19 protein-coding genes are annotated in these 15,808 nt (G+C 62.1%); 11 read left to right on the top strand and 8 right to left on the bottom strand.

The annotated features are described in order from the left end of the window. Positions 1-268: 268 nt before the first annotated feature. From XI06_RS12220 to XI06_RS12210, 3 genes are read left to right on the top strand one after another with little or no spacing between them, the layout of a single operon-like run. A complete protein-coding gene (locus XI06_RS12220; protein WP_237891227.1) occupies positions 269-1,357 on the top strand; it encodes a DUF2336 domain-containing protein in 1,089 nt (362 codons plus the stop codon). 3 nt (positions 1,358-1,360) lie between these two features. Beyond that, entirely contained in the window at positions 1,361-1,681 is a 321-nt protein-coding gene (locus XI06_RS12215) for a PilZ domain-containing protein (RefSeq protein WP_237858185.1), read from the top strand. Positions 1,682-1,739: 58 nt separating this feature from the next. After that, a complete protein-coding gene (locus tag XI06_RS12210; RefSeq protein WP_237858186.1) occupies positions 1,740-2,861 on the top strand; it encodes an HD-GYP domain-containing protein in 1,122 nt (373 codons plus the stop codon). A gap of 47 nt (positions 2,862-2,908) precedes the next feature. Here the strand turns inward: XI06_RS12210 and XI06_RS12205 are convergent, their stop codons facing one another. Continuing rightward, positions 2,909-3,112 carry a hypothetical protein gene (locus XI06_RS12205; protein WP_271605391.1) on the bottom strand — a complete coding sequence of 68 codons (204 nt, stop codon included), beginning with the start codon at positions 3,110-3,112 and terminating at the stop codon, positions 2,909-2,911. A gap of 129 nt (positions 3,113-3,241) precedes the next feature. Further along, on the bottom strand, positions 3,242-3,565 hold the full coding sequence (locus tag XI06_RS12200; protein ID WP_271605390.1) for a hypothetical protein: 324 nt from the start codon (positions 3,563-3,565) through the stop codon (positions 3,242-3,244). 22 nt (positions 3,566-3,587) lie between these two features. On the opposite strand from XI06_RS12200, the gene XI06_RS12195 reads away from it, so the two are divergent. Continuing rightward, positions 3,588-3,836 (top strand): hypothetical protein, encoded by a 249-nt coding sequence (locus tag XI06_RS12195; RefSeq protein ID WP_237858188.1) that lies wholly within the window; start codon positions 3,588-3,590, stop codon positions 3,834-3,836. A gap of 344 nt (positions 3,837-4,180) precedes the next feature. Continuing rightward, positions 4,181-5,233 (top strand): type II asparaginase, encoded by a 1,053-nt coding sequence (locus XI06_RS12190; RefSeq protein ID WP_237858189.1) that lies wholly within the window; start codon positions 4,181-4,183, stop codon positions 5,231-5,233. 125 nt (positions 5,234-5,358) lie between these two features. Here the strand turns inward: XI06_RS12190 and XI06_RS12185 are convergent, their stop codons facing one another. Next, positions 5,359-6,234, bottom strand: a complete 876-nt coding sequence (locus XI06_RS12185) for an MBL fold metallo-hydrolase (protein WP_271605389.1) — start codon at positions 6,232-6,234, stop codon at positions 5,359-5,361. A 167-nt stretch (positions 6,235-6,401) separates the two neighbouring features. On the opposite strand from XI06_RS12185, the gene XI06_RS12180 reads away from it, so the two are divergent. Next, positions 6,402-6,812 carry a hypothetical protein gene (locus XI06_RS12180; RefSeq protein ID WP_237891230.1) on the top strand — a complete coding sequence of 137 codons (411 nt, stop codon included), beginning with the start codon at positions 6,402-6,404 and terminating at the stop codon, positions 6,810-6,812. Positions 6,813-6,881: 69 nt separating this feature from the next. Here the strand turns inward: XI06_RS12180 and XI06_RS12175 are convergent, their stop codons facing one another. After that, positions 6,882-8,504 carry an ABC-F family ATP-binding cassette domain-containing protein gene (locus tag XI06_RS12175; protein ID WP_271605388.1) on the bottom strand — a complete coding sequence of 541 codons (1,623 nt, stop codon included), beginning with the start codon at positions 8,502-8,504 and terminating at the stop codon, positions 6,882-6,884. Positions 8,505-8,840: 336 nt separating this feature from the next. Between XI06_RS12175 and XI06_RS12170 the strand changes: the two genes are divergently transcribed. The 5 genes from XI06_RS12170 to XI06_RS12150 all read left to right on the top strand — a co-directional run bounded on the left by XI06_RS12170 (position 8,841) and on the right by XI06_RS12150 (position 13,195). Continuing rightward, positions 8,841-9,809, top strand: coding sequence for a phosphate acetyltransferase (locus tag XI06_RS12170; RefSeq protein ID WP_237858193.1), 969 nt, complete (start codon positions 8,841-8,843; stop codon positions 9,807-9,809). A 190-nt stretch (positions 9,810-9,999) separates the two neighbouring features. Next, complete coding sequence (locus tag XI06_RS12165; RefSeq protein WP_271605387.1) at positions 10,000-11,280, top strand: lipoprotein-releasing ABC transporter permease subunit; 1,281 nt, start codon at positions 10,000-10,002, stop codon at positions 11,278-11,280. A 350-nt stretch (positions 11,281-11,630) separates the two neighbouring features. Continuing rightward, complete coding sequence (locus XI06_RS12160; protein WP_237869317.1) at positions 11,631-12,098, top strand: SRPBCC family protein; 468 nt, start codon at positions 11,631-11,633, stop codon at positions 12,096-12,098. Between the two features lie 30 nt (positions 12,099-12,128). After that, entirely contained in the window at positions 12,129-12,470 is a 342-nt protein-coding gene (locus XI06_RS12155) for an ArsR/SmtB family transcription factor (RefSeq protein WP_237858199.1), read from the top strand. Then, complete coding sequence (locus tag XI06_RS12150) at positions 12,467-13,195, top strand: alpha/beta fold hydrolase (protein WP_271605386.1); 729 nt, start codon at positions 12,467-12,469, stop codon at positions 13,193-13,195. Before XI06_RS12155 ends, XI06_RS12150 begins: the two co-directional genes overlap by 4 nt. Before the next feature lie 290 nt (positions 13,196-13,485). Here the strand turns inward: XI06_RS12150 and XI06_RS12145 are convergent, their stop codons facing one another. The 4 genes from XI06_RS12145 to XI06_RS12130 all read right to left on the bottom strand — a co-directional run bounded on the left by XI06_RS12145 (position 13,486) and on the right by XI06_RS12130 (position 15,801). Beyond that, a complete protein-coding gene (locus XI06_RS12145) occupies positions 13,486-13,635 on the bottom strand; it encodes a hypothetical protein (protein ID WP_084292415.1) in 150 nt (49 codons plus the stop codon). A 58-nt stretch (positions 13,636-13,693) separates the two neighbouring features. After that, positions 13,694-14,161: a hypothetical protein gene (locus tag XI06_RS12140; RefSeq protein WP_271605385.1), complete on the bottom strand. Its 468-nt coding sequence runs from the start codon at positions 14,159-14,161 to the stop codon at positions 13,694-13,696. Positions 14,162-14,263: 102 nt separating this feature from the next. Beyond that, positions 14,264-15,085, bottom strand: coding sequence for a tetratricopeptide repeat protein (locus tag XI06_RS12135; protein WP_271605462.1), 822 nt, complete (start codon positions 15,083-15,085; stop codon positions 14,264-14,266). Between the two features lie 32 nt (positions 15,086-15,117). Further along, a complete protein-coding gene (locus XI06_RS12130) occupies positions 15,118-15,801 on the bottom strand; it encodes a substrate-binding domain-containing protein (protein ID WP_271605384.1) in 684 nt (227 codons plus the stop codon). Positions 15,802-15,808: the final 7 nt, after the last annotated feature.

Here is a 15,808-nt window from a genome sequence, read left to right as displayed (position 1 = left end):
CGCGTCCGGCAGCGACGCCGGTTCGATCCCCCTTTTGAGCTGTCCCGTTAGGCCGAAAAAACCATCCGATCTATGCGGACAGTTGGCGAGCGTCCGATCGAAAGAACAAGCCGCCCCATCAAAGCTCGCCAAATTTCGATATCGTTTCCGACGCCGGGGCGGTGCGCCAATACCCACAAGATCAAATTGTATAATCTAAATTAACACCTCTAAGACGCAATGAACCTGTTCGATATTCTAGGTCATTTTTGAATTCAGGCTCCCTGCCATGATGGCAAATTCGCCTGCCGATATTCTTGTTGAGTTGGAAGAAGCGGTCGCAGTCTGCCCGCCGGACCGTTGCGCGCGTATCCTTTCAGGGATTGTTCGCCTGCTCGCGTCCGGTCGCGACAGGCCTCAGGAACTGCTGGTCAACGTCGTCGACAGCGTCTTGCTTCGGCTGGCCGGACGCGTCGCGCCTGCTGCGCTGGCGGAGCTGAGTGAGGCACTTGCCGGGCTGGACATTGCTCCGCAGGCCACATTGCGACATCTGGCATCCCACGATGATCCAGCCATCGCATGCCCGCTCCTGCTGAGATCGCAGGCCCTCACGACCGCCGACCTCACGGCGATCGCGACATCGTGCCGTGAAGCCCACCAACTCGCGATCTCGGCCCGCGACGGGATCGAGGCGGCCGTGACCGAAGTGCTCGCCGCTCGCGGCACGCGCGCGGTTCGCCTGGCCCTGATCAAGAACCCTGGGGCCAGATTTTCCGATGCGGTCTACGCCCTGCTCATCGAGACCGGTGTTGCAGACGACGAGATCACGAAGCTTCTGGCGCTCCGGCCAGGCACGCCGGACCTGGTCTTGCGCAAGCTGCTGTCGGCTTCGCCCGGACCGAAAGCCGCGGCCAGGCCCAATGCCTCCGCCGGGCCACCGGTACAGCATCCCGCACCTGCCGCGCTGAAGCTGCCCTCCTCGGCCGACTATGCGAATGCAAGGCCCGAGATCGTTGCCCTCAACCGTGTCGGGAAGCTCAACGATTCAACGGTGAACCGTTTTGCAATCCGCGGCGAGACCGCCAATCTGTTCACAGCCCTATCGGTGCTGTCAGGCGCTCCGATCGAGATCGTTGAGCACGTCATGGCCGACGAGGATTGCGAGGGCCTGGTGATGGCCTGTCGGGCCTCGCGCCTGAACTGGGCGACCACGCTCGCAATCCTGAGCAACCGCAGCGGCACGCGGCTATCATTCGCCCAGCGCGAGCGCGCCCAACTCCTCTTCGAGACGCTTCTTCTGTCGACCAGCCAGTGGACGGTGCGCTGGGGAGAAATCGCAGCCAGCGCAGACACACGCGGCGCGGCAATGGGGAAATAGCCGATGAAATTCGATGGCCGCAAGGACCCTCGCGTGAAAATGGATCACCGGCAGCCCGTCAATTTGATGGGCTCGGACGGCACCTGGCGGCGCAGTTGCGTGCTGCTCGACGTGTCGCAAACAGGTGCCAAGCTCGAGGTCGAGGGCACGCTCGACGTGCTGCAGGCCAAGGAATTCTTCCTGGTGCTGTCGTCGACGGGGCTGGCCTATCGGCGCTGCGAGCTGGTCTGGATCGACGGCACCACCGCCGGCGTTCACTTCGTCACGGCGGACGGCAAGAAGAAACCGGCGAGCACGAAGGCCGCCGCCGCGCAAAGCCCCTAGTCAGTAAGGTTCAAGACATCATCAGCTTCGTTCAACTCAACGACAGTCCAGGTCTTCCGTGCAGAACGCGCGAACCATAACCGGCTCCGTCAAAGGCGACGGCAGCATGCGATCAGCACCCTCGGCGCGTCCTTTCGTGCATGTGCTGGCCGATTCCTCGGACAAACTGTCCGGCATCTGCTCGGTGCTCGAGCAGCAGTTCACCGTTGCCGGCGAACGGCTCGACGCGGAAGCCAAGCTGTCGCAAGTCCCATTTGCGGTCGTGATCCGCGCGGAGCTGCGTGACGTCGACAACATCGCGGCGATCAAGAAGCGATCCGCCAGGCTGGCAAAGGCCACCAAGCGCATCTTCCTCGTCGAGCACTCCTCGCACGTCAGCATCTCGCAAGCCTACGCGCTCGGCGCGACGCTCGTCCTCCCCGGACCGCTCAACAAGATCAAGCTGCTGGCCGCGCTCGCTGATCCAGACGGGTCGGCAGCGGATTCAGCTGGCGGCTCGACATATCAGGACAACGCCGTGGAGACCGCGGCCACCGCCATCTCGTCGATGTTCACGGCCGTCACCATGGGCGAGCCGCTCGACGTTGACGGCACCAAGGACGCCGGCCGCAAGATTGCCGAACGTATCACCGAGCATGGCTTGTCCGAATGGCTCACGACCGTGCGTCGCCACCACGAGGGAACCTACCAGCACTGCCTGCTGGTCACGGGCGTGGCCATCGACTTCGGCCTCAGTCTCGGCGTCGGACGAGCCGATATGGAGCGGCTGTATTCGGCCGCAATGTTCCATGACATCGGCAAGGCGCGGATCCCGCTTGCGATCCTGGACAAGCCCGGCCGGCTCGACGACACCGAGCGCGCCATGATCGAGACGCATCCGGCAGCGGGCTACGACTTTCTCAAGGACCACGAGAAGATCTCGCCGGAAATTCTCGATGCGGTGCGCCACCACCATGAATATCTCGACGGCAGCGGATACCCCGACGCGCTGGCGGGCGGCAGCATCAACGATATCGTGCGCATTCTCACGATCTCGGACATCTTCGCCGCATTGATCGAGCACCGGCATTACAAGCCGACGATGCCGCGGAACGAAGCCTACAACATTCTCTGCGGGATGACGGGAAAGCTGGAGAAAGCGCTGGTCACCTCCTTCAGGGACGTCGCACTCTCGAGGTAACCCGTGCAGGATCGTCGGCCCGGAATGACGTCGCGGATTATCGCGTTCTAGTGCGTCGCCCGGAATTTGATGCGACGCGGGATCGAGCGACAGGCCAGTCCCTCGGCGAGTATCTTCATGTCCTCGCGCTTGCCGCTGCGGATCAGCCTGCCGAACTCTTCAGGGGTGAAAGGAAGACTGGGATCATCATCGATCGGGTGCCGCATCCGCGGACCGAAGAACCATCGAACCAGGCTAGCCAGCCGCCGCATGTCAATTCCCTCGCGCCAGCAACAAACCTACCAGTCCGCATATTGTTCCTCCTGCGCGACGGAGATTGCAAGGGCCGTTATGAGTCCGCACGAAAAAAATCGTCAGGGAATAATCTCCCCCTCTCCTGTTCACTCGGCGAATCCGACGTAACGTACGAACGACTCATTGCCTTCGCGATCCGAACGCACGGCGTTCGCGGCGAAGCTATCGTCGGATAGCCCATCGCGACGCAGGTCATGATGACCTCGTCCTCCGGAAACCTTGCGACCTCGCGCCTTCACTGCCGCGAGCACCATCTTCAACCGCGTCACGGGAATTTTTCGGCGATGGACGACGCTCTGGTCAAGGCCATTGCGATCGTCAACGGCTGGAAAAAATGACGCGAGAGCCAAGGCTGCGCCGCGATCCTGCTTGATTGCGCCACGATTCCGGGCTCCAATCCGCGACGCCATTTCTGGTTTAGGGAGACACGCAATGAAGAAACGGATTTTCCTGGCTGCGCTCGTCGCCACCTTTGCGGCGGGCTCGGCCCTTGCGGACGACACCTGCGAGAGCAAGGCGGTCGGCAAGGACGGCAAGGCGCTCGCCGGCGCGGCCAAGACCTCGTTCATGAAGAAGTGCAAGGAAGACGCCTGCACGCCCAAGGCCGTCGGCTCCGACGGCAAGCCGCTCGCCGGTGCTGCCAAGAACAGCTTCATGAAGAAGTGCGAGATGGGCGCATAAGACGCTCGGCGTTCGCGCCATTCTTGAATTTGGTGCTGCTTTCGTAAGCAACCGTTCCACGACTCATCATGCCCGGGCCTGTCCCGCCTCCGAGGCCCAAGCCTCGGAGGCGAGACGAAGGTCCGGGCATTGACGTTCCCGTTTCCAAGAGATGGGACGACCAAACTTTCGCGGTCTACCCGCACGCGCCGAACGCGCAAACCAAAATCATCTCCACCCTGGACAGAAAGGTTCGGCTGACCGATCATGCGGTGCTGAGTGAAGCGGGGCGCATCGAGAAGACTTCTGGAAAAAGGGTGGTCGAGATGTGGCAGTTTCGAGTGCGGAATCACATGATGGGGACGATGAGCGTGCTCTTTGCACTGCTCGTCAGTCTTGACGCGGCGAACGCGAGGGGCCCTGGTTTGCCCAACGTCATGGTGCTGGCGACCGGCGGCACCATCGCCGGCACCGGCTCGAGCAGCACCACCGTGGTCGGTTACACCGCAGCTACGGTCGGCATCGACACCCTGCTCAACGCCGTTCCCGAGTTGAAGACGGTGGCGAACGTCAAGGGCGAACAGGTTTTCCAGATCGCCAGCGAGAACATGAACAATGACTACTGGCTCAAGCTCGCAAAGCGCGTCAACACGCTGCTCGCGCAGGACGACGTCGACGGCATCGTGATCACGCACGGCACCGACACGATCGAGGAAACCAGCTATTTCCTCGACCTCGTGGTCAAGAGCAAAAAGCCTGTCGTCATTGTCGGTGCGATGCGGCCGTCGACGGCGATCAGCGCGGATGGGCCGATCAACCTGTTCAATGCGGTGATCCTGGCAGGCAGCGAAGAGGCCGTCGGCAAGGGCGTGCTCGTCGCCCTCAACGACCAGATCAACGCGGCACGCGAGGTCACCAAGAACAACACCTCGACCGCGGACACCTTCCGTACGCCCGAGCTCGGCTTTCTCGGCTACATGCAGGGCAACAAGCCCTACTTCTATCGTCAATCGACCCGCCGGCACACGGCGGATTCCGAATTCGACGTCTCCAACCTCGATACGCTGCCGCAGGTCGATATCGTCTACGGCTATGCCAACATGAACCGGGTCGCGGTCGACGCGTTTGTTGCCGCCGGCGCCAAGGGCATCGTGCATGCCGGCGTCGGTGACGGCAGCCTGGCCCGGCCCGCGGTCGAGCCGGCGCTCGACGAGGCCCGCAAGAAGGGTGTCGTGATTGTCCGGAGCAGCCGCGTCGGCAACGGCATCGTCGCGCGCAACGGCGAAGCCAAGGACGACGAGCACGACTTCGTCGTCTCCGATACGCTCAATCCGCAGAAGGCGCGGATCCTGCTGATGCTGGCGCTGACCAAGACATCAGACACCAAGGAAATCCAGCGGATGTTCTATACCTACTAGAGCATGATCCGGAAAAGTGTAAAGCGGTTTTCCGAAAAGATCATGCTCAAACAAAGAGCTTAAGCGCGATGACGATTCAACCAAATCTCATCGCGCTTTAGAGCATCCGAGGGCACGGACGCGCCCTACTCCCGCTTGAAGCGATAATCAAACGCGGCGCCGAACGGTTTGATCAATCCAACCGTCGGCGCCGGGAAATGGATCGGCAGGATCAACGTGTCGGTGTCCGCGACGGAGGCGAAAAACTTTCGCCGCGACACCGCCGACTGCTTGGCATCCCAATCCGGCTTCGACGACCACTCCGGCTCGCGGCACTGGATCTGATGATGCATGAGATCGCCGGCGACCACTGCGCGCCGGCCCTTCGAGAAGATGTTCACGCAGCAATGGCACGGCGAATGCCCCGGCGTCGGCGTCAGCGTGACGGTGTCGTCGAGCGCAAAGTCGTCGTCGACCAGCAGCGCCTGCCCGGCCTCGACGATCGGCAGGCAATTGTCCCGGAAGACCGTGCCGGGCGGGTTGTTGCCCTTGGCGTTCTCGGCCTCCCAGGCCGCGTACTCGCCCTTGTGGAAGACGTATTTCGCGTTCGGGAACGTCGGCACCCAGCGGCCGTCGCGCAACGTGGTGTTCCAGCCGGTGTGATCGATATGCAGATGGGTGCAGAAGACGTAGTCGATCTGCTCGAAGCCGATGCCGAGCGCGAACAATTCGTTGCGCCAGCGTTCCTTGCCCGGAAAGTCGAACGGCGGCGGATGGCCCTTGTCTTCGCCGGTGCAGGTATCGACCAGGATTGTGTAGCGCGGCGTCCGCACCACAAACGTCTGATAGGTGATGACCATCATGCCGCGCGCGGCGTCGAACACCTCGGGCTCCATCGTCGGCAGATGATGCCTGAACACGCTGTCGTCATATCCAGGGAAAAAATCTTGCGGCCGCCGCCACGGCCCTTCCCGCTCGATCACCGCATCGATGGTGATGTCGCCGATCCTCAGCTGCTTCATGGATGTTCGCTCCCATTTTTAGGGGAGCGTAGCGAGGGGCGTTGACGCGTCAAGGCGTGTATCGGAATGCTAGTCTAGCTCAGCTTTCGACGTATCGAACGGCGTAGCACTTCTTGGCAAACTCCGCGCCAATGCTAGCATGATACGGCACCTGTCGGAGACATACCGTGACTGTCACAGTTGAATTGCTGGCTCGGACCATCGGCTTGCTTCCGGCAAGTGACGACACCGAAGCAGCTCTTGACTTCCTGAAGCAGTCGGACCTGATCAAAATCGTTCCATCAGGACTGGAATCCAGCCTTGGGCCGGCAGAGGAGTCCTTGCGCATTTGCAGGATAAGGCAAACGACCACGTCAGAAGCCGGCACTGTCACATACGGCTTTCCTTCATTGCTGTCTGCCCTGGAGAAATTGCGTCCGACAGAGCTCCTGACCAGCACGGTATTTGCTACAGCCGGATGGTATGGGACATTTTTGTCCGACCAAGCCAATCGACTTGTGGGGTACATGCTCGTCAAGCGGCGATCACCTGAGGAGGAAGCAGAGCGGTTGGATTGGTTTTGGCAAAACCTGACATAGAACGCAACCCTGCGTTGGCGGCGCTCTATCTCGAATTGCCCTCCGCTCGATCCGGGCTACAGGCAGTGACTAAGATCGCAACCCCGGCGCCTCCTGCCCGGTGCGCGCGACGTATTCCGTATAGCCGCCGCCATATTGGTGGATGCCCTCGGGCGTCAGCTCGAGCACACGGTTCGACAGCGTCGCCAAAAAATGCCGGTCATGCGAGACGAACAGCATGGTGCCTTCGAAATCGGCCAGCGCATTGATCAGCATTTCCTTGGTGGCGAGGTCGAGATGGTTGGTCGGCTCGTCCAGCACCAGGAAGTTCGGCGGATCGAACAGCATCTTCGCCATCACGAGGCGCGCCTTCTCGCCGCCTGAGAGCACGCGGCAGCGCTTCTCGACGTCGTCGCCGGAGAAGCCGAAGCAGCCGGCGAGCGCGCGCAGGCTGCCCTGCCCCGCGGTCGGAAACTGGTCTTCCAGCGACTGGAACACGGTGCGCTCGCCGTCGAGCAGATCCATCGCGTGCTGGGCGAAATAGCCCATCTTGACGCTGCCACCCAAGGCCACCGTGCCCTCGTCCGGCTCGCTCGCGCCGGCAATGAGCTTGAGCAGCGTCGACTTTCCGGCGCCGTTGACGCCCATCACGCACCAGCGCTCCCTGCGGCGGATCATGAAGTCCAGTCCGTCATAGATGCGCTTGTTGCCATAGCCCTTGTAGACATTCTTCAACGCGACGACGTCCTCGCCCGAGCGCGGCGCCGGCGGAAAGTCGAAGGCCACGGTCTGGCGGCGACGCGGCGGCTCGACTCGCTCGATCTTGTCGAGCTTCTTCACCCGGCTCTGCACCTGGGCGGCGTGCGAGGCGCGCGCCTTGAAGCGCTCGATGAACTTGATCTCCTTGGCAAGCATTGCCTGCTGGCGTTCGAACTGCGCCTGCTGCTGCTTCTCGTTCAGCGCGCGCTGCTGCTCGTAGAATTCGTAATTGCCGGTGTAGGTCGTCAGCGAGCCGGAATCGATCTCGACCACCTTGGAGATCACCCGGTTGATGAACTCGCGGTCATGCGAGGTCATCAAGAGCGTGCCTTCGTAATCGTGCAAAAACTTCTCGAGCCAGATCAGGCTTTCGAGATCGAGGTGGTTGCTCGGCTCGTCGAGCAGCATCACGTCAGGCCGCATCAGGAGAATTCGCGCCAGCGCCACGCGCATCTTCCAGCCGCCGGAGAGCTTGCCAACGTCGCCGTCCATCATCTCCTGGCTGAAGCCGAGGCCGGACAGCGCTTCGCGCGCCCGGCCATCGAGCGCGTAGCCGTCGAGCTCCTCGAAGGCGTGCTGCACCTCGCCATAGCGGGCGATGATCTCGTCCATCTGGTCGGCCTTGTCGGGGTCGGCCATATCGGCCTCGAGCTGGCGCAGCTCGGCCGCGACCTCGCTGACGGGACCCGCGCCATTCATCACCTCGGCGACCGCGCTATGACCGGCCATCTCGCCGACGTCCTGGTTGAAATAGCCGATGGTGATGCCGCGATCGGTCGAAACCTGCCCCTCGTCGGGCAGCTCCTCGCCCGCGATCATCCGGAACAAAGTGGTCTTGCCGGCGCCGTTTGGGCCGACGAGGCCGATCTTCTCGCCCTTGTTGAGGGCCGCGGAGGCTTCAATGAACAGGATCTGGTGGCCGGCTTGCTTGCTGACGTTGTCGAGGCGGATCATGGGGTCTTTTCGGGGGAATTTTGCGTTGCAGCGTAATAGGCCATGCAGGGCCCCAGGGGAAGCCCGGCGGGGTACGGATTTCCCTGGGAGGAGTGCTTCTCGGCTGGGGCCTGAAAGACGGCTTCGGGCGCTCACCCGTTCGGGGTGCACGCAGGCGCAGGCCGGCGCGCGCTGGTGAAACGGACTTGCTAACTATTGGGTGCGTTACGTTAGATCGGGTTCCCAGTCGATTTTTGCGCGACATCAAAGTGAACGCTTTGTTCGATCGTATGAATATTGAGTTCTGCACTGATCGCAGTGGCGCCATCGCGTCGCGAGCGAGAGAGAGGATGAGCCATGAGCGCGGTCCAAGTCGAATCCAACACTGCGCCCCACGCGAAATATGAGCGCCTGATCGCGGCTGCCCGACACGTTTCTCCCGCAACGACCGTCGTCGTCCATCCTTGCGACGAAACATCATTAACGGGCGTCTGCGAAGCCGCCGAAATTGGCATCATCAAACCGATCCTCGTAGGACCGAGTAACAAGATCAGGGCCACGGCGGCCAGACACGATCTGGACGTCGAAAAGTTCGAGATTGTGGATGCGCCGCACAGCGACGCGGCTGCCGCCAGAGGCGTTGAACTCGTCCATGAAGGCAAAGGCGAAGTGCTGATGAAGGGCAGCCTGCACACCGATGAGTTGATGCGGTACGTGACGGCGACCACCAACGGTCTGCGCACGAACCGGCGGATCAGTCACGTCTTTGTAATGGATGTGCCGAATTATGCCGAAACGCTCTTCATCACGGACGCGGCGATCAATATCTTTCCCGACCTCGATGCCAAGCGTGACATTGTGCAGAATGCTATTGATTTGTTTGTCCAGATCGGGCTGGGGTCTCACCCGCGCGTCGCACTGCTATCGGCCGTGGAGACGGTAACAACCAAGATTCCCTCGACGATCGATGCGGCCGCGCTCTGCAAAATGGCGGATCGCGGCCAGATCAACGGCGGCATCCTGGACGGCCCGCTCGCCTTCGACAATGCGGTCGATCCGAAAGCGGCAGAGATCAAGGGCATCAAATCTCCGGTCGCAGGCAAGGCTCAGATTCTTGTCGTGCCTGATCTCGAGGCCGGCAATATGCTGGCGAAGAACCTTACTTTCCTGGCCAAGGCCGATGCCGCAGGCATCGCGCTGGGCGCTCGCGTGCCGATTGTGTTGACCTCGCGCGCCGACACCGTGCGAGCACGTCTGGCCTCTTGTGCCATGGCCGTACTCTCTGCCGACGCGCGACGACGACTCCACCCCGTTCCCGCCGCCTGATGGGCGAGCGCTTGCCGGCAAGTGCCATACCTTCGAGGTCCCGGAAAAGCCGATCCCGACCTCGTAACGGCCGAAGACGAGATTGTCGCCCTTGCCCGCGCTCTCCCATTTCGACAGCGACATCACGACAAGGACGCGTACCCGCTATGGCCAATCCGGGTACAACAGGAGAGAATGACGATCGGATGGCATGGACGAGACGGTGATGGATGCACGGCAGGCAGGCGCCTTTGCTCCGTTCGAATGGATGCTTTCGGCGCGCTATTTGCGGGCTCGTCGCAAGGAAGGGTTCGTCTCGGTCATCGCGGGATTTTCATTCCTGGGCATCATGCTCGGGGTCGCCACGCTGATCATCGTCATGGCGGTGATGAACGGCTTCCGCGCCGAGCTTCTCGGCAAGATCCTCGGCTTCAACGGGCATCTCGTGGCGCAACCGCTGGAGACTCCCCTGACCGACTGGAAGGATGTCGCCGAGCGCATCAGTCAGGTCGAGGGCGTCAGGTTGGCGGTACCGGTCGTCGACGGTCCGGCACTGGCATCCTCATCGAACGCCTCGGGCGTCCTGCTGCGCGGTATCAGGGCTGAAGATCTCAATAGGCTTCCCTCGATCGCGGGCGACATCAAGCACGGGTCACTCGACCGTTTTGACGAGGGCCAGGGCGTCGCCATCGGCCAGGGCCTTGCCGATCAACTCTCTGTTCAGGCCGGTGACGGCATCACGCTCGTGGCACAACGCGGCGCAGTCACGCCGATGGGCGTGATGCCGCGGGTCAAGAAATATCGAGTCACGGCTGTGTTCGAGATCGGGATGTCCGAATACGATTCCGGCGTCATCTTCATGCCGATCGCAGAAGCGCAGGCCTTCTTCAATCGCAATCAGGATGTAACCGCGATCGAGGTGTTCACGGCCAATCCCGATCGCATCGATCTGTTTCGGAGGTCGGTGGCGGACGCGGCCGGTCGACCGATCTTCCTGGTCGACTGGCGGCAGCGCAACGCGACCTTCTTTGGCGCACTCGAGGTCGAGCGCAACGTGATGTTTCTGATCCTGAGCCTGATCGTTCTGGTGGCCGCGCTGAACATCGTGTCCGGCCTGATCATGCTGGTGAAGGACAAGGGCAGCGATATCGCCATCCTCAGAACCATGGGCGCCTCGCAAGGCGCAATCATGCGAACGTTCATGATCACAGGCGCATCGATCGGCGTGGCCGGAACGCTGGTCGGCTTCGTTGTCGGGCTTCTTGTCTGCACCAATATCGAATCGATCCGGCAGTTCATGTCCTGGTTGACCCGCACCGACCTGTTCCCGCCAAAACTCTATTTTCTGTCCAAGCTGCCGGCCGAACTCGATCTCGTCGAGACCGCAGCGGTCGTGATCATGGCGCTGACCCTCTCGTTCCTCGCGACGCTCTACCCATCGTGGCGCGCCGCACGGCTCGATCCTGTCGAGGCTCTGCGGCAAGGAGGCTAGTGGCGAGTTGTGGCTTGGATCACGATCCAGTTTGGCAGGACGCCCGTATTAATGCACCGCGGCAGCGAGCTTCGCTACCACAGGAGGTTGACCGCGACCGCCCTCCTCCGAAACGCTTCAAATGACCAAGCGTCTTTGGGATGAGAAGTGAGAACATCGCTGCGGCCCTGCTTGCTCGTGCCGGCGGTCTTTCGCAAGGCAGCCAATCCAGCGAATGGATGTGTTGGTGTCCAACCGAATCGCACGATCATGCTGCGCGTCGGGCCATCAGCAATACTGAAGTTTTCACTTGACTATTTGGCCGCCCCTTAATACTGAAGTGTACGCTTCACTAATGAGCAGGATCGCAAATGGCCGACCAATCGATCGTCCACGACACGTTCGTCATCGAGCGCACCTATCCCAAGGTGGCGGCCAAGGTATTTGCTGCCTTTTCCGAGACGTCCAGGAAGCGGCGCTGGTTTGCCGAAAGCCCTGACCATGACGTCGAGCACTACAGCATGGACTTCGAGGTCGGAGGGCAAGAGAGCGCCCTGTACCGCTTCAAGAAGGGCACTCCCTTTGCCTCGATTGCACTCGCCTATGACGGGCGCTTTCTGGATATCGTCGCGGATCACCGCATCGTTACGGCTTCCACGATGACGTTGGGAGACAGGCGCATATCCGCATCCCTCGTGACTGCGGAGTTGCGCCCAAAGAATTCGAGAACGCTTCTGGTTCTGACCCACCAAGCCGTCTTCTTCGAGGGCGCGGATGGCCCCAAACTCCGCGAAGCCGGATGGCGCGCACTCCTCGATCGACTTGAGCCGGTCGTCTAGACACCTGCAACAAGAACGGGAGCACGTCGAATGGCCACGTCCATGGCCTTGCGCGTCGGCAAGGTTGATCGAATCCTGGATGCCCTCGGTGATTCCACGCGGCGCCGGATCATTCGCCTTTTGAGCACGCGCCCGATGTCCGTATCGGACCTCGCCAAGCCGCTCGGTATCACCGTGACGGCTGTGACGCAGCATCTGCGCATCCTTCAGTCCTGTGCCTTGCTCACGTCTCGCAAGAACGGGCGCGTGCGCATGTGCAGCCTGGATGCGTCGGGGTTCGAGACGCTGGAACACTGGGTCAGCGAATGCCGGACCTCGTGGGAGCGTCGTCTTGATCGACTCGGCGGCATCCTGGACGAGGATGACACGTGAAGAAGGTGCTGATCGCGATCGGCATTGGCGTCGGACTCTCGACCTTTCTCGGATGTGGCTTCGTCTCATGGGCTTTGGATACCTACAAGGCAGAGCCCATTACGCAGATCAGCGCCCTGAACGATCCCGGCGTTGTGATCAGCGAACGCGATGGTTTCCTTGTCATTCGCCCCTCCGCTGCCCCCTCGGCGACCGGTGTCTTGTTTTATCCGGGCCTCCGGATCGAGCCGAAGGCATATCTCTCCAAGCTTGCCGCGCTATCGAGCAAAGCCGGAGTGAACGTTGTCATTGGACGACCGCGCCTCAACATCGCGGCCTTGTCGATTGGGCAAGCCGACGAGATGCGCAAGCAATTGACCGGGATCAGGCGATGGTATGTGGCCGGGCATTCACTTGGGGGCGCAGTTGCCTGTTACTATGCAAGCAACCACCTCGACGATCTTCAGGGAGTGGTGTTGCTTGGGACCTATTGTGGCTCCGATATTTCGATGTCGCGGCTCCGGGTGCTCACCATCGTGGCGGGCAGCGATGGCGTCATTGCACCCGAGACGATTGGGCAACACGCGGGGGAACTGCCGGCTGATGCGCAAATTGTTCGAATTCCAGGCATGGTCCATAGCCAGTTCGGAAACTATGGACCTCAGTCCGGCGACGGCCGACCTTCGATCGACGACAGTCAGGCACGCGAGGCAATCTCGGAAGCAGCCCGGGCTTTCTTCCGCTAGCGACCGAGACACGATCGCCTCGCGCCTTCAGCTTCGATGAAACGCGGGCGGCATGGCGATGCCAGATCAGAACCATCCCGGCTTGTCCCCGCGGCGGCGCTCGCGGAGCCCAACGTGCCATGATGCCATCATGCCCCTGTTTTGCCCGACAGGTCAACCAAAATTCGTAAAATCAGCAAAATACGCTTTCGCGACCCGACTGCTTTGAACTTCAACCACTTGCCTACTGTGCATGGGGTTGTTTTCGAATTTTGCGTTGACCCTGCCTCGTGGAGAGCATTCGGCAGCCGTCAGTGACGTTTGAAATATTGCACGTCGCGCTCGTGCTTCTCGGCGGCGGCGCGGCTCTTGAAGGTGCCGAGATTGCGCCGCTTGCCGGTCTTGGGATTCACCTTGCGCGAATAGAGCCGGTATTCGCCGGATGCGAGCTTGCGGATCATGGTTGCGCCTCCTGTCGCGGCCTTGTGCGTCAACCCGCTTTGCACGCGGTCCGTTCCGTCAAGGCTTTGCCTGTGGCGGAAACAGTTGATTGGCAAACGGCTGCGGATCGGAGGGAACCTTCATGACGACGAAACTGCGCCCCATCGAGCGGTGACAGGCGTTGCAGCCCTCGGTGAGATCGCCCAGGGCCTTTGCGAATTTGCGGCCGTCTTTTGCCGCAATCGCGTCGGACGTCGCCTGCAGCGACGGCTCCAGTGTTGTAACATTGCTGACGGGGATGCCGGAATAGAGCAAGGCGGCCTCGACCAGGCTCGCCTTGAGCTGGCGCAGCTCGAAAGCCGCAAGCTCCCAATTCTGCGCCTTGCCGGCGAGCCAGAGCTTCTGATGGCGCGTCTGTGCGGCACTCATGATGTCGCCGAGCCGCGGCACGTACTGGTCCGCCGACGGCGATCTGACATCCTGCGCCGCCACGGCCGTCGCCGCTCCCATCAAGGCCAACGCCAGCACCCAAATTCGAGGCATCATCGCAAGTCTCCAGTCTTTTTGTAGACCCCGTCTACGACGCGCTGATCCGAAGGGCCTTGCGCTTGATCAAGGGTCGCGCGCCAAAGCGTTGTCGAGCGAGCTCTAGAAGCACAGCGTGGTGACGAGCTTGCCCTGCTTGTCCTTGATCGCATAGGGGCAACGCAGCCGCTCCAGCGCCTTCTTGGCGTCCTCGTCGCCGAGCGCTGCGGCACGCTCGTAATAGGCCTTTGCAGCGTCCTTGTCCTTGGGCCCGCCGCGGCCCTCCTGCGCGAAGGCGCCCATCCGCTCCAGCGCGCCGGGATGGTTTTGCGCCGCCGCCTTCTCGAACAGCGCGCGCGCCGCGACGTCATCCTTCTCGCCGCCATTGCCATTCGCGAGCATCAGGCCGAGCTGGTACTGCGCCTCCGCATTGGTCTCGGCCGCCTTGCCGAGCAGGGTGCGCGCCTGCGCCGGATCGGCCGGCGCCCCGCCACCGGCGCTGCCGAGCGCTGCGAGGTTGGAGACGCCGCGCGGATTGCCTGATTGCGCCGCCTTCTCGAACAGCTTTCGCGCTTGCGCCTCGTCCTTGGCGACACCGGAGCCGGTGCCATAGGCGACACCGAGCTCGACCATCGCAGCGCTGGAGCCCTTGTCGGCCGCCTTGCGCCAGGCGGCGAGCGCTTCCGCCGTCTGCCGGTTGGCGGCATAGGCGCGGCCGAGCGCAAACATCGCGCGGCGCGACGTGCTTGCTGCCTGCTTGCAGAATTTGATGGCGGTCGTGATGTCGGCGGCAGCGATCTCAGGCACGCCCTTCACGTCGGCCGGCTTGTCCGGGTCGCTGGGATCGGCGGCAACACGGTCGCACAGCACGAGATCGGCCGATTGCGCATGCGCGGCGACCGGCACGGCAAGAGCGAAGAGGATGGCCAAGAGATAAGTCCGCATGGCCATCACGTTGCGTCCGCGTGCCGGCAAATTCAAGGCTCGAGCCCCGACTGACGCAGCACAGGCACGACCTCGGGCGATGCCAGATAGCGCAGCAGCCGGTCCGCGGCTTCGGCCTGCTTCGCATTCGTCATGCGACCGGCAGAGAACACCGCCGGAATCTGAAGATCGTGGGGGACCGGGCCGATCACCTTGATGCCATCGACCTGCTTCAACTCGCTGATCTGCTGCACGGCGAGGTCAGCCTCGCCGCTGACGAGCCGCTCCGCCGTAAAACCCTGCTCGACGATGGTGGCCCTGGCGTTAATCTCGGCCGCGATGCCCATCCGCACGATCAGCTGTGCGAAGTACACGCCGCTCGCACCGAGACGCGAATAGGCGACGGATCGCGCCGCGAGCAGCGCCTTGCGCAGCGTGGCTTCGCTCGAGATATCGGGGTGCGGCTGCCCGGCCCGCACGGCGAGACCGACATAGGAGCGCGCGAGATCGGCTGCGCTGTCCGCGATCACCCGGCCCTCGCCGATCATTTCGTCGAGGCCTTCGCGTGTGAGAATGACGAGATCGGCCGCCTCGCCGGCGCGCAGGCGCTTGAGCAGCGCCAGGGTCGGGGCGAAGTCGGCATCGACGTGAATGCCCGTTGCCGTCTCGAACGCGGCGGACAGGCTGCGCATCGCGCCCATCAGGCCGAGCGTCGCGAGCATGCGAACATTTTCCATGTGACTT

It is taken from the genome of Bradyrhizobium sp. CCBAU 11434, from assembly GCF_028128895.1.
GTDB lineage: Bacteria > Pseudomonadota > Alphaproteobacteria > Rhizobiales > Xanthobacteraceae > Bradyrhizobium > Bradyrhizobium zhengyangense.
The sequence above is the reverse complement of the archived record's forward strand: the minus strand, read 5'-3'. Positions and strand labels throughout refer to the sequence as shown.

What these genes read in the sequence shown, in the direction of transcription:
- XI06_RS12190 (WP_237858189.1), top strand. Translation starts at nt 4,181, where the DNA reads ATGAGCGTGCTCTTTGCACTGCTCGTCAGTCTTGACGCGGCGAACGCG.
- XI06_RS12200 (WP_271605390.1), bottom strand. Translation starts at nt 3,565, where the DNA reads ATGGCGTCGCGGATTGGAGCCCGGAATCGTGGCGCAATCAAGCAGGAT.
- XI06_RS12175 (WP_271605388.1), bottom strand. Translation starts at nt 8,504, where the DNA reads ATGATCCGCCTCGACAACGTCAGCAAGCAAGCCGGCCACCAGATCCTG.
- XI06_RS12140 (WP_271605385.1), bottom strand. Translation starts at nt 14,161, where the DNA reads ATGATGCCTCGAATTTGGGTGCTGGCGTTGGCCTTGATGGGAGCGGCG.
- XI06_RS12195 (WP_237858188.1), top strand. Translation starts at nt 3,588, where the DNA reads ATGAAGAAACGGATTTTCCTGGCTGCGCTCGTCGCCACCTTTGCGGCG.
- XI06_RS12135 (WP_271605462.1), bottom strand. Translation starts at nt 15,085, where the DNA reads ATGCGGACTTATCTCTTGGCCATCCTCTTCGCTCTTGCCGTGCCGGTC.
- XI06_RS12130 (WP_271605384.1), bottom strand. Translation starts at nt 15,801, where the DNA reads ATGGAAAATGTTCGCATGCTCGCGACGCTCGGCCTGATGGGCGCGATG.
- XI06_RS12220 (WP_237891227.1), top strand. Translation starts at nt 269, where the DNA reads ATGATGGCAAATTCGCCTGCCGATATTCTTGTTGAGTTGGAAGAAGCG.
- XI06_RS12205 (WP_271605391.1), bottom strand. Translation starts at nt 3,112, where the DNA reads ATGCGGCGGCTGGCTAGCCTGGTTCGATGGTTCTTCGGTCCGCGGATG.
- XI06_RS12155 (WP_237858199.1), top strand. Translation starts at nt 12,129, where the DNA reads ATGGCCACGTCCATGGCCTTGCGCGTCGGCAAGGTTGATCGAATCCTG.
- XI06_RS12145 (WP_084292415.1), bottom strand. Translation starts at nt 13,635, where the DNA reads ATGATCCGCAAGCTCGCATCCGGCGAATACCGGCTCTATTCGCGCAAG.
- XI06_RS12170 (WP_237858193.1), top strand. Translation starts at nt 8,841, where the DNA reads ATGAGCGCGGTCCAAGTCGAATCCAACACTGCGCCCCACGCGAAATAT.
- XI06_RS12215 (WP_237858185.1), top strand. Translation starts at nt 1,361, where the DNA reads ATGAAATTCGATGGCCGCAAGGACCCTCGCGTGAAAATGGATCACCGG.
- XI06_RS12165 (WP_271605387.1), top strand. Translation starts at nt 10,000, where the DNA reads ATGGACGAGACGGTGATGGATGCACGGCAGGCAGGCGCCTTTGCTCCG.
- XI06_RS12185 (WP_271605389.1), bottom strand. Translation starts at nt 6,234, where the DNA reads ATGAAGCAGCTGAGGATCGGCGACATCACCATCGATGCGGTGATCGAG.
- XI06_RS12160 (WP_237869317.1), top strand. Translation starts at nt 11,631, where the DNA reads ATGGCCGACCAATCGATCGTCCACGACACGTTCGTCATCGAGCGCACC.